Annotated in this window: 11 protein-coding genes; 6 read left to right on the top strand and 5 right to left on the bottom strand. The window is 66.5% G+C overall.

The features are described 5' to 3' along the window. Positions 1-9 precede the first annotated feature (9 nt). The 5 genes from FVP33_RS10150 to FVP33_RS10130 form a co-directional block, all read right to left on the bottom strand. Entirely contained in the window at positions 10-702 is a 693-nt protein-coding gene (locus FVP33_RS10150) for a hypothetical protein (protein ID WP_147783545.1), read from the bottom strand. Positions 703-830: 128 nt separating this feature from the next. Further along, positions 831-3,542: a winged helix-turn-helix domain-containing protein gene (locus FVP33_RS10145; protein WP_147783544.1), complete on the bottom strand. Its 2,712-nt coding sequence runs from the start codon at positions 3,540-3,542 to the stop codon at positions 831-833. A gap of 4 nt (positions 3,543-3,546) precedes the next feature. Then, positions 3,547-3,894 carry a cupin domain-containing protein gene (locus FVP33_RS20155; protein WP_222706681.1) on the bottom strand — a complete coding sequence of 116 codons (348 nt, stop codon included), beginning with the start codon at positions 3,892-3,894 and terminating at the stop codon, positions 3,547-3,549. Beyond that, on the bottom strand, positions 3,842-5,086 hold the full coding sequence (locus FVP33_RS10135) for a M24 family metallopeptidase (RefSeq protein ID WP_147783543.1): 1,245 nt from the start codon (positions 5,084-5,086) through the stop codon (positions 3,842-3,844). Before FVP33_RS10135 ends, FVP33_RS20155 begins: the two co-directional genes overlap by 53 nt. Beyond that, on the bottom strand, positions 5,079-6,026 hold the full coding sequence (locus tag FVP33_RS10130) for an NAD(P)-dependent oxidoreductase (RefSeq protein ID WP_147783542.1): 948 nt from the start codon (positions 6,024-6,026) through the stop codon (positions 5,079-5,081). Before FVP33_RS10130 ends, FVP33_RS10135 begins: the two co-directional genes overlap by 8 nt. 132 nt (positions 6,027-6,158) lie before the next feature. On the opposite strand from FVP33_RS10130, the gene FVP33_RS10125 reads away from it, so the two are divergent. From FVP33_RS10125 to FVP33_RS10100, 6 genes are all read left to right on the top strand, one after another. After that, entirely contained in the window at positions 6,159-7,190 is a 1,032-nt protein-coding gene (locus tag FVP33_RS10125) for a LacI family DNA-binding transcriptional regulator (RefSeq protein WP_147783541.1), read from the top strand. A 128-nt stretch (positions 7,191-7,318) separates the two neighbouring features. Next, complete coding sequence (locus FVP33_RS10120; RefSeq protein ID WP_187270661.1) at positions 7,319-8,566, top strand: amino acid ABC transporter substrate-binding protein; 1,248 nt, start codon at positions 7,319-7,321, stop codon at positions 8,564-8,566. Positions 8,567-8,578: 12 nt separating this feature from the next. After that, the gene (locus FVP33_RS10115) at positions 8,579-9,457 is read left to right on the top strand and encodes a branched-chain amino acid ABC transporter permease (RefSeq protein ID WP_147783539.1); all 879 of its coding nucleotides are present in this window, start codon (positions 8,579-8,581) and stop codon (positions 9,455-9,457) included. Further along, positions 9,454-10,494, top strand: a complete 1,041-nt coding sequence (locus tag FVP33_RS10110) for a branched-chain amino acid ABC transporter permease (protein WP_147783538.1) — start codon at positions 9,454-9,456, stop codon at positions 10,492-10,494. The genes FVP33_RS10115 and FVP33_RS10110 overlap by 4 nt, the downstream gene beginning before the upstream one ends. Then, positions 10,491-11,225, top strand: a complete 735-nt coding sequence (locus FVP33_RS10105) for an ABC transporter ATP-binding protein (RefSeq protein ID WP_147783537.1) — start codon at positions 10,491-10,493, stop codon at positions 11,223-11,225. The genes FVP33_RS10110 and FVP33_RS10105 overlap by 4 nt, the downstream gene beginning before the upstream one ends. Then, complete coding sequence (locus FVP33_RS10100) at positions 11,215-11,994, top strand: ABC transporter ATP-binding protein (RefSeq protein WP_147783536.1); 780 nt, start codon at positions 11,215-11,217, stop codon at positions 11,992-11,994. Before FVP33_RS10105 ends, FVP33_RS10100 begins: the two co-directional genes overlap by 11 nt. Positions 11,995-12,270: the final 276 nt, after the last annotated feature.

Here is a 12,270-nt window from a genome sequence, read left to right as displayed (position 1 = left end):
GCCAGTTGTTCAGACGGCCGGCGTGCGGTCGAGGCGGGAGCCTTCGGTGCTGGCATGCGTGCGGGCCGGGTTGGTGCGCTGGTCGGACCAGAGGGAGTAGCCGAGCCAGATCAACGCCAGGCCCATCGGGATGGCGGCGAGTCGCTCGAGGGTGTGCGGAAGCAGCGCCCCAGCGACGGGCGTGATCGCGGCGGCGACGATGAGGAGGATGCCGGCTCCGCGGGAGAGGACGCGGGCGCGGATGATGGCGATGCCGACCAGTAGGGCGCCTCCGACGTAGACGAGGCTCCCGACGATCGGAAGCGCAGCGAGGGGGCCGAGGTCGACCGTGGCGGCGTGGCGACCGAAGAGGCCGACGAAGGATTCGGCGAACTCGGGGTCGGCGCGGGCGACCAGGGGTGCGATGAAGGCCTCGGCGAAGACGAAGGCCGACTGCAGCACGAAGAACAGTCCGAACATGAGGTAGCCGAGCAGGCCGAGCAGCCCGAACTGTCTCACCTGGCGAAGGTAGATTCCCGTGAGGCCGATCATGCCGAGCACCGCCATGCAGAAGCTGAGGCTGTGCACCGTCATCCAGGCCTGGGTGGTGAGTGAGGCGACCTCGTCGGCCGGGTGGATGAACTGGATGACGATGTAGATGAGTCCGGACAGGGCGGCGGATATTCCGGCCCCGCGGGTGAGGGTGGACGTAGTGATGCTCATGGTTGCTCTCCTTGAATTCTGAGTGGCCCAGGCGGATGCCTGAAGACACCCTGAATCTAGGGAGGCAGGTGGTGACTCGGCATCACCACGTGTGGTGATCAGCGTGGTGATTGCGCCGAACGCCCGTTCTAGATCAGGCCGCGCTCCGTGGCGCGGCTGACGGCCGCCCGACGGCTGGTGACGTCGAGTTTGGCGAAGATGTGCTTGGTGTGCGTGCGCAGGGTGTTGACGGAGACGTACAGTTCGTTCGCGATCTCCGGACCGCTCAGCTCGCTCGCGAGCAGCCTGAGCACGTGCAGTTCGCGTTCGCTGAGGGCCTCAGCGCCCGTCGCCGCCCGGGTGGGCGCCGGAACCGGACCGAACGCGTTGCGGAGTCGACGAGCATAGGTGGGGAGGATGCCGGCGTCGGCGGCCGCGCGAAGCAGGGTGGCCATGGGGGCACCTTCATCCACGAAGAGGCGAACGTATCCCTCCGGCTCGGCTTGCACGAGAGACCGTTCCAGGGGTCCGAGCGCCAGGGCGGTGTGACCCTGAGCGTCGTGCGCGAGCGCCTGAAGCACCAGGATCTCGTTCACAGTGCCGAGGCGATTCCCCGACTCCGCCGCCTCGAGCAGCCGCTCCAGCAGCGCGAGCGCCTCGAGGGCGGAGCGGTTCCGCGGATCGACCCGGTGCTGCGCGATGAGCAGCCTCGCCAGAGTGAGGTGCGCGAACTCGCGAAGGTAGGCCGGTGCATCCGTGCCGGAGAGGCCCTGTTCGTCGACCCATGCCGCCGCGTCGGCCAGTCTTCCCTGGGCGATCCAGACCCGAGCCCTGATCGCGCCGATCGGGCGCACCTCCGGGAAGAACCCCCGAAGGTACAGGCGTTCGGCCGTGGAGAGAAGGTCGAGGGCGGCGTCTGGCCGCCCCTCCGCCTTCCTCAGCCGGGCCGCAGCGACGAACCAGCGATGCCGATTCTCGTGCGACGACGCACGCTCGCCGAGCGCCTCGCTCACGGCCAGGTGGTCGGCGGCCGAGGGCACTTCGTTGCGCTGCAGGAGGAGTTCGCTCAACGCGACGTGGAGATCGGCGGTCGACTGCGGAGGCTCGTCCTGCTCCGCCGCCACCTGCAGGGCCTGCTCGAGCGACCGTTGAGCATCCCGCAGGCGGCCCAGCCCGGCGAGCATGTCGGCCAGCACGACCGTGGTGCCGAGCATGTCTGCCACGTTCCCGGCGAGGCGCAGGCTGGTCCTCACCTCGCCGAAGGCGCGCACCCCCGCTTCGAGATCGCCCAGGCTCCACGAGGCGAGTCCGAGGAAGCCGGCGGCCGCGCCGCGCCCGACATGGTCGTCGGGCAGGGAGAGGTCGAGGGCCCGTTGCGCGTGTTCCCTCATCCCGCTCACGTCCCCCCGCGCCTGCGCAACGGCCGCCCGATAGGCGGCGATCGTCACCGGAAGGGTTCGAAGTTCCTGGCCGGCCGCGGAGTCGTGCCGGGGGGCGCCCTCCTCGGTCGTGGCGGCCAGCGCGCGTTCGGCGACGTCCAGCCGGGGCGCGACCGCCTCCACATCGCCGGAGACGAGCGACGACCAGGCGCGATACACGTTGAGCACGGGCCGGCGACCGAGAGTCTCCTCCGGCAGCAGTGCCAACCAGCGAAGCAGGGTGGCATCCTGCCTGCTCTTGCGGATCGCCGGAATGGCCGCCTCGATCACCCTCGCCGCCCGGTCGAAGTCGGCGGCCGCCAGCGCGTGCCCGATGGCGTCCTCCGGCAGGGCGTTCCGCTCGTGCCACCCGCTGGCGAGACGGTGGATTTCCGCCGCCTGCTCGGGCCTCTGCGCGAGCATCCGCGCCCGAAGGACGTCGGCGAAGAGGTGGTGATACCGATACCACCGGCGCTCGTCATCGAGCGGGACCACGAAGAGATTGTCCCGCTCGAGCGCCTCCAGCACTTCGCTGCTTCCCGCCTGCCCGGTGATGGCGTCGCAGAGGGCGCCGCTGAGCCTGTCCAACAGCGCGGTGCGAAGCAGGAACTCGCGTACCCGCTCGGGCTGGCGCTGCAGAACCTCTTCGGCCAGGTAGTCGATCACGAAACGGTTGCTCCCGGTGAAGCCCCGGATGAAGCCGGAGACATCCGAGCGTTCCTGCATCGAGAGGGCGGCGAGCTGGAGGCCGGCAATCCAGCCCTCCGTGCGGGTCTCGAGCGCCGCCACGTCGTCGGCGGAGAGCCCGAGGCCCATCGTCTGGTTGAGGAAGCTGGCTGCCTCCTCCGGCGTGAAGCGAAGGTCGGCCGCCCGCAACTCGGTGAGCTCGCCGCCGGCGCGCAGCCTGGCCACCGGGAGCAGCGGATCGGAGCGGCTCGCGATCGCGAGGTGCAGCTTCGACGGAAGGTGGTCGAGCAGGAAGACGAGGGCGTCGCGGATCGACTTCTCCTCGATCAGCTGGAAGTCGTCCAGCACCAGGAGGATCTGGTGCGAGCCCCGATCGATGTCGTTGATCAGTGCCGCCAGGGCCGGTTCGAGCGAGGGCTGCTGGAGGGCCTCTGAGTCGATCGCGACGTCAGCGCCGAGGGCGGTATCGGCCCGATGGAGCGCGCTGGCCAGGTAGCGGAGAAAGCGCGTCGGGTCATTGTCGCTCGCGTCGAGAGCCAGCCAGGCGACCCGCAGCTGCGGGTCCCTGCTCCGCGCGTCCGCAATCCACTCGCTGAGCACCGTGGTCTTGCCGAAACCGGCCGGGGCGGAGACGAGCGTGAGCTTTCGGCCGGAACGGAGGCCCTCTCGCAGGCGATCGACGAGGCGCGGTCGGGCAACGGCGTGCGCCCGGAGCGGCGGAACGAAGAGCTTCGTGGCCAGAACCGGCATCGCCATGACCTCATCCTAGGGACGCGGGGCCGGCGCCGGTCGAGCCGAACCAGTGTGGGTTTCGAGTGTCGAATTCCGCGGCCTCGCCCGCTCCGAGCACGACGTCGTGCTCGCCGAGGATCAACCGGAGTCGTCCCGAGAGCACGCAGATCCACTCGTAGCCCGTGTGGGTTCGCGGCGCCGGTTCGCGGTCCGTGGCGGGGATGGCGATCTTGAACGCCTGCGGCTCGCCCCCGGCAGGCTCCGGACGACGCGGCGCTGGCGGCCCGTCACCACGACACGGCGGTGCTCGGTGGCTGGGCTGCTCAGTATTCGTTCGCGATGAAGAGCTCCTGTGCGGGGAACCGGGTGAGCACATGGACGCCGTTCTCGGCCACCACGATCTCCTCCTCGATGCGGGCCGCAGAGAAGCCGTCCGTCGCTGGGCAGTACGTCTCGAGAGCGAAGACCATGCCGGCCTTGATCTCGACCGGGTTGTCGAGGCTGTTGAGCCGCGAGATGATCGGTCGCTCGTGCAGTCCGAGTCCTAGTCCGTGGCCGAACTGAAGCCCGAAGGCGGCGAGTTCGTTGGCGAAGCCGAAGTCCGTGGCCTTGGGCCAGACCCTGGCGATGTCGTCGGTGCCGACACCCGCCTTAACGGTGGCGATCGCGGCATCCATCCACTCCCGCGCCTTCTTGTAGGCGTCGCGTTGACTCGTCGTCGCACTGCCCACCGCAAAGGTGCGGTAGTAACAGGTGCGATACCCATTAAACGAGTGGATGATGTCGAAGAATGCCTGGTCGCCGGGCCTGATGATGCGGTCGGTGAAGTTGTGCGGGTGTGGGTTGCATCGGTCCCCGGAGATCGCATTCACGGCTTCGACCTGGTCGGACCCCAGCTCGTAGAGACGCTTGTTCGCGAGGGCCACGATCTCGTTCTCACGAATTCCCGGCTTGAGCACATCCACGATGTCCTGGTACACGCCGTCGACCATCGCCGCGGCCTGATTGAGCAGCATGATCTCGTCGATGGACTTGATTTCGCGAGCGTCGAGCATCAGCTGCTGTGCGTCGACGACGTTGAGGCCCTGGCGCTGCATCTCGAACAGGAACGGCGGCTCGACGATGTCGACGCCGATGGGCGAGTCTGCGACCCCTGCCTCGATGAGCAGCGCCTTGATCTCCCGCACGGCGGACTCCATCAGCCCGGCCGACGGGGCGACGGCGCCACGCATCCCCAGCATCCCGGGTCGGTTGTTCTCCGGCTTGAGCCAGGGCGAGTACAGCTGGTGGTGGCGCACGGCCGAGCCGAAGTCCCACAACATCGGCTCACCATCGCGGGTGAGGAGCGCATAGCGGGTCATCTTGTCGCCGAGCGCGCCGCCGATCCAGGTCTGGGTCGTGTAGCGGATGTTGTAGAAGTCGAAGAGCAGGAAGGCGCCGCACTCGCTCGACGCCAGCGACCGCTTCGCCCGCGCGAGTCGGTACGAGCGGAGCCGGTCCATGTCGACACGCATCTCGTAGTCGACATTGCTGTGCCCCGGGGCCTGGAGGGGAATGAGGTTAGTCATGGGCGGCCACCTCGAGCCCACTCGCGACGTGCACGTTCTCGGGCTCCAGTGCCATGCCGGCCCCGCGGGCAACCTCGAGGATCAGCGCAGCGAAGTCCTCGGTGACATGGCCGGCGCCCATCGCCGATGCGACGATCTGCGCCGTCGCTGCCGCGACCGGCATCGGCACCCGAAGGTCGTGCGCCGCGGCCAGGCCGAGGTCGAAGTCCTTCGAGAGCAACGGCATGGTGAAGGTCGGGGTGAAGTCGAGGTTGACCATCGCGGGTGCCTTGTACTTAGTGAAGGTCGACCCCATCACCGAGTCGTTGAGAAACGCGAGGAAGGCCTCGCGGGAGACGCCACCTCGCTCGGCGAGCACGGTGATTTCGGCCAGGGATTGAGTGACGACGCCCAGGAACACGTTGTGGGCGATCTTCACCAGTCGAGCGACCTCCCCGTCGCCGACATAGGTGGCGCTGCGCCCGATGGTGGTGAGCACGTCGTAGGCCTTGTCGTAGGTCTCCCGGGGGCCGGATGCCGCGATGGTGAGCTTCCCCGCCGCGATGACGGACGGGTTGCCGCTGACCGGCGCCGCGAGGAAGTCGGTGCCTCGCGCCGTCGCGAATTCGCGGATCATCGCGGAAGCCTCCTGCGAGACGGTCGACGAGTCGATGATCATGCCGGGGGTGACGGAGTCGGAGGTCAGCACACCGTCGGCACCGACGGTCACCTGCTCGAGGTCCTTCGGCGCGGTGACCATGATGAAGACGATGTCCCGGTCGGCGAGGTCGACCGGCCGGTTCACGATTGTCGCCCCGAATTCGACAAGCGGCTCTGCCTTCGACTGGGTGCGGTTGTAGATGGCGACGTCGTATCCGGCGTCGAGAAGGCGGCGTGCCATCTCGTAGCCCATCCGGCCGGCGCCAATCCAGCCGATTCTGGCTTTGTGCTCTGAAGTCATGTCCACTCCTCACGTGGCTAGAAACCACAATCGATTGCAGCCTCACGCCATTATTGGACCACGGATCACCCAGAGTCAACCCATGCGGCCAAGCCGGATCTCGGGTTCCACTCAACTGCTATCGTTAGGCCCATGTCCCCCCGCGCGACGATTGCGGATGTAGCACGTTTGGCCGGTGTGCATCCGGGAACTGTGTCGCGGGCCCTCAACCGGAAGACTGAGGGCCAGGTCAATGCCGAGACCGCCAGCCGCGTTCGCGCCGTCGCAAAGCAACTCGGCTACGTCCCGAACTCGATAGCCCGCGGTCTTCGCACCAGCTCGTCGATGACGATCGGTGTGATCATCCCCGATCTCACGAACCCGATCTTCCCGCCGATCGTGCGCGGGATCGACAGTCATCTGGCTCCGCGCGGCTACTCCGCGTTCGTGGTCAACACCGATGGCAGCGACGCCACCGAGCGACTGCTCTTCGAGTCGCTCGTGCAGCGCCAGGTCGATGGATTCATCTTCGCCACTGGCCACTCCGGGCACTCGATAGCCGGCGAGGCCTACGAGCGCGGCATCCGCGCCGTCATGGTCAATCGTGATTCGCGAGGCGTGCCCTACCCCGCCGTCGTAGGCGACGACGCCCAAGGAATCAGGGAGTCTGTCGAGCATTTGGGCCGACTTGGCCATCGGCGGATCGCGCACATCGCCGGCCCCCCCACCTTCTCGACGAGCCAGGTACGGGCCGAGGCCTTCGTGGCGGCGTGCGCGGATCTCGGCATCCGTGGCGAGGTGTTCCGCGCCCCCGCCTACAGCGTCGAGGCGGGTCAGAGTGTGATGGACTCGGTGCTCGACGGCTCGGGGTTCCGGCCGACCGCGGTGGTCGCCGGCAACGATCTGCTCGCGCTCGGGGTCTACCACTCGCTTCGACTCCATGGTCTGAGCATCCCGGAAGACGTGTCGGTCGTCGGCTTCAATGACATGCCGTTCGCGGGCGACTTCCAGCCGCCGATGACAACGGTGAGGACTCCGCACTTCGACCTCGGCGTCGAATCGGCCAGGCTGTTGCTCAACCAGATCGAAAGCTCCGCGCTCACGGCGCTTCGGGTCATGCTCCCGGTCGAGCTCATCGTGAGGGCCTCGACGGGCCCCGCTCCGGAGAACCCCTCCTTCGACTGAAGTGCTTGACACCTGAGCCAAGTGGTGCGATTGTGGTGCAAACGATTGCGGTAGCCAACCGAATTCCGCGCTGGACGGCGTGCACTTCGGGCAACTCGAGCAATCGAATCCCTCTGTTAGGAGCAATGATGCAACTACACATTGACGGGCTACGCCCTCGTCGAGCTCGTCTCTTCGCCTCGGTCGCCGCTCTGGCCGCTGGGGCTGTCCTGCTGGCCGGGTGCGCGGCCTCGCCGTCGACGTCCTCGTCGTCCGGCCCGCTCAAGATCGGCATCTCGCTGTCGCTGACTGGCGACTTCTCCGACTCTGGCAAGGCCGCACAGCGCGGGTACGACCTCTGGGCGAGTGTGGTCAACAAGTCGGGCGGAGTGCTGGGCCGCCAGGTGAAGCTCAGCATCGTCGACGATGCCTCCAGCCCCGACCAGGTGGTCACCAACTACACCAACCTCATCACGCAGTCGAAGGTGGATCTGGTATTCGGTCCGTTCTCCAGCCTGCTCACGGTGCCCGCGTCGCGGGTGGCCAGCCGATACCACTACTCGTTCATCGAGCCGGCCGGTGGCGGTCCCTCGGTCTTCGATCAGAAGCTGACCAATCTGTTCTTCGTGCAGCCGGCGCCAACCACCAAGGGTGGCGACGTGTTCGCGGACTACATCCTGTCTCTCCCGGCGAACAAGCGACCCAAGACCGCTGGATACGCCAAGCTCGACGACCCCTTCTCGGCGCCGATAGCCGCGAGCATCCAGAAGCGCTTCGAAGCCGCGGGTATCAAGACGGTCTACGACCAGACCTACCCGGCCGAGACCGCGGACATGACGCCGATCATGTCTGGTATGTCGGCCGCCAACCCTGACGTCGTCGTGGGCGGGTCGCAGGAGGCCGACGCGTTCGCCCAGATTCAGGCCGTGATCCAGCTCAAGTTCAACCCGAAGTGGCTGTTCGAATCGAACGGCGCCAACTCGCCGGGCGACTTCCCGGCCGCCGTCGGTGCGAACACCGAGGGTGTCTTCTCGAGCGCCGACTGGTATGCCGACTCGACCGTCGCCGGCAGCGCGAAGTTCATCTCGGACTACATCGCCAAGTACGGCGGCGATGCCCAGAAGATCGACCCCACCTCGGCAGAGGCATTCTCGGCCGGCCTGCTGGTCGAGCAGGTCGCGAAGAAGACCGGCAAGGTCGACAACGCCACGATCATCAAGACCCTTCACTCCGGGAGCTGGCCCACCCTGGTCGGCAACCTCAGTTGGGACCAGTACGGGGCTCCCAAGGGTTCGTACCAGTTGGTCCAATGGATCGATGGAAAGCTGACGACGGTCTTCCCGGCCGCCACCGCACGGCACACCCCGGTGGCTCCCAAGCCACACTGGGCCGGCTAGAGGGGACAGGCGGTGCATTCGCTGATTCAGGCAGTCATCCTCGGTGTTCTCACGGGCGGTGTGTACGCGCTCATGGCGAGCGGCCAGACGCTGATCTTCGGAATCATGAAGGTCGTAAACCTCGCGCAGGGGGTCCTGGTCGTCCTCGGGGCCTACCTCACGTACACCCTGTTCACTCAGTGGGGGGTGGATCCGTTCCTGTCGATCCTCATCACCACGCCCCTCCTGTTCCTGGTGGGCGTCGGAGTGCAGTGGGCCCTGCTCCGCCCACTACACGGCGATGACGTGGCGCAACTGTCGCTCCTGGTGACCTTTGCCATCGCTTTGGGCGTGGAGGGGCTGCTGTCCTTCGCCTACGGGGCGACTCTCACCAATGTGCAGCCGTCCTACGCCAACTTCAGCTGGACGATCCTGGGCTATCAGGTCAGCCTGGTGCGATTCGTAGCCTTTGTGCTGTCCCTCGTCGTGCTCGGACTGCTCTATCTGATACTGCAGCGCACGAAGTTCGGGCGGTCGGTTCGCGCCACGGTTCAGAACCCGATGTCGGCGCAGCTCCTCGGGGTGAACGCCAACCGCGTCTCGGCGCTGGGTTTCGGGCTAGGGGCCGCGACGGCCGCGGCCGCCGGTTCGGTGTTCGGAATGCTGAACTCTTTCAACCCGGGAAGCCACTACGACCTCATCAGCCGGCTCCTCACCATCGTGGTGCTCGGCGGGTTGGGGAGCATCGGTGGATCGGTGGTCGCCGCTCTGGTGATGGGCGTTGCGTCCTCGGTCGTGTCCGCGCTCGCGTCTCCGATCTGGTCCGACTTCACCTTCTTCGTGGTTCTCCTGCTCGTGCTCCTGATCAGACCGCGCGGCCTCTTCGGCGCCAGAACCCGAGGTGCCCTGTGAAGTTCGCGATCACCCGTGCCGGACTCGTCAGAGCCGGCGTCTTCTTCCTCGTCCTCGTCCTCGTCCCGATCGTCGGCGGGCCCGGCTGGCTGCTCAACACGCTGACCTTCACGATCATGTACGCCGCGCTTTCCAGCTCCTGGAACCTGATCGGTGGCTATGCCGGCTACCCGTCGCTGGGACATGTTGCATTCTTCGGAATCGGTGCATACGCGACGGCGATCATGTTCAACGGCAGCGTGTACGGCGGGTACGCCCCGTTCCTGATGCTTCCCGTGATCGGTATCGGGGTCGCACTGCTCAGCGTGCCGATCGGCTGGGTCTCGATGCGAACGCGAGCGGACGTCTTTGCGATCGTCACGATCACGCTCCTCTTCATCACGCAGACGCTGGCCTTCAACCTGAAGGAGATCACCGGCGGCGCGCAGGGCAAGAGCGTCGCCCCGGCGCCGTTCGATGTCGCGACCTATGACTGGCCTTTCTACTACGCGATGTTGATCATGCTGGCGACGGCCATGGCCATCTCGATGTATTTCCGCCGGTCGAAGATCGGCCTGTCTCTCGCCACCGTGCGGGCCGACGAAGACAAGGCGCACGGCGTCGGCGTACGGGTTACCGCGGTGAAGTTGATCGCATTCGCGGTGAGTTCTGGACTCGTCGCGATGGTGGGTGGGGTGTGGGCGTACTACGTGGGCTTCATTTACCCGCAGTTCGCGGTCGACCCTCTCATCACCATCGGGATGGTGTTGATGGCATTCCTTGGCGGGCGCGGAACGCTCTGGGGGCCCGTGCTCGGTTCATTCATCCTGGTTCCCGCGCAGGAGTATTTCGCCCAGGCCTTCGGGGCCAGCCAGCTCTACCTGATTGCGTACGCGGCGGTATTCCTGGTGATCATGCTCTTCCTGCCCCGCGGCATCCTGCCCTCGATTGCCGAACGGCTCGACCGCCGGCGTGCGGGCGCGGCCGGGGCGGCACGCGACAACGCCGCTGCCCAGGTTGCGCCGATGCCCCCCAGCGAAGTGAAGGTAGTGCGATGAGCGAGAACCTCCTGGAAGTCGATCACCTGACGAAGCGGTTCGGCGGTGTGACCGCTGTAAACGAATGTTCGTTCACGGTACAGAAGGGCACGATCACTGCCCTTATCGGTCCGAACGGGTCAGGCAAGACCACCGTGTTCAACATGGTCACCGGATACCTGAAGGCAGACTCGGGAGAGATCCGCTTCCGGGGTGAGGCGATCACCAGGCCCCGACCCGCTGACCTCTATCGTCGTGGGCTGTCCCGCACCTTTCAGCAGGCCCGCATCTTTCCCGAACTCACCGTGGAAGAGAACCTTGTGGTTGCAGCCGGCTACAACTCGCGCCAGCTTTTCGGCAGGCGCGTCTCGGACTCCGACCGTGACCGGGCAACGAAGATGCTCGGGGAGTTTCGGCTGGAGACTCTCGCACAATTGCCGGCGGCCGACCTCTCCTACGGCCAGCGCAAGCTTCTCGAATTTGCCGCCGTGCTGATGAGCGATCCGATGTTGGTGCTGCTGGACGAGCCCACCGCCGGCGTCAACCCGGTGATGATCGATGCAATGGAGCAGCACATCCGGGAACGGCATGCCGCCGGCGTGACCTTCCTTATCGTCGAGCACGACATGCAGCTCGTGATGCGACTCTGCGACCCGGTCATTGTGCTCGACCAGGGCGCTCCTATCGCGTTCGGCTCACCAGATCAGATCCAGAAAGACCCACGAGTGCTGGAGGCATACCTTGGCAGCTGAATCGACCGCGTCCGAGACGCCGACGACGCTTCTTCACCTCTCGGCGGTGACCGCCGGCTACGGCGCCGGTCTCATCCTCAAGGGCGTGGATCTCGCCGTGACCAGGGGTGAGATCGTCTGCCTCATCGGTCCGAACGGCGCCGGTAAGTCGACCGTGCTCAAGACCGTGAGTGGACTGCTGCGTAATGCAGGCGGCACTGTCCTGTTCAACGGGGAGGACATCGGGAGACTGACGTCCCGCGAGCGACTGGCCCGCGGCATCGTGCACGTTCCGCAGGACAGGAGCCTGTTCCCGACGATGACCGTCTGGGAAAACGTGATCATGGGCGGGTTCATCCTGTCGAATCACGCCTTGGTGAAACAACGCGCGGAGGAGGTCGCCGAGATCTTTCCCATCGTGGCCAAGCGCCGGTCGGCTGCGGCGGGGTCGCTCTCTGGGGGCGAGCAGAAACAGGTCGAGCTGGCTCGGTCGCTCATGCTCGATCCGGCTCTCATCCTGCTCGACGAGCCATCGATCGGGCTCGACCCGAAGTCGCGGACCTCGGTGTTCGCGAGCATCGCGAACCTCGCTCGCGACGGGCGTACGGTACTGCTTGTCGAACAGAACGCGCGATCGGGGCTTGCTGTCGCGCACATGGCGGCCGTGCTCGAGGCCGGTCGGGTCGCTCTCACCGGCACTGGGCAGTCCCTGCTCGACGACCCAGAGGTCGCTCGCCTCTACCTGGGCGCGAGCGCACAGGGACCGTCGGCCGCGTTGGCAACACGGTAGGTGCTGTCAGTCGACCTTCGAAACGGCGGTCGGCCGCGGGCCTAGCGTGTACTGCCCAGGCAGTTGGTTGTGACTCCAAGCACCGTTACGGACGTTCGCGTGTGGCCGTCGGCGACGTTGCGGACCTCGCCCCCGTCGCGGCCGCCCGCGTCGGTCGGGCCGCGTTCTGCAGGACGGGCCCCGGAGGTGCGGGTGCCTACCCCGCAGACTCTGGTTGTGCAGGACAGCTTGTGCAGGACAGCCTGTGCGGGACAGATTGTGCCCGACACGGCAGGG

It is taken from the genome of Lacisediminihabitans profunda (genome assembly GCF_008040105.1).
In the GTDB taxonomy this organism is placed as follows: Bacteria; Actinomycetota; Actinomycetes; order Actinomycetales; family Microbacteriaceae; genus Lacisediminihabitans; species Lacisediminihabitans profunda.
The sequence above is the reverse complement of the archived record's forward strand: the minus strand, read 5'-3'. Positions and strand labels throughout refer to the sequence as shown.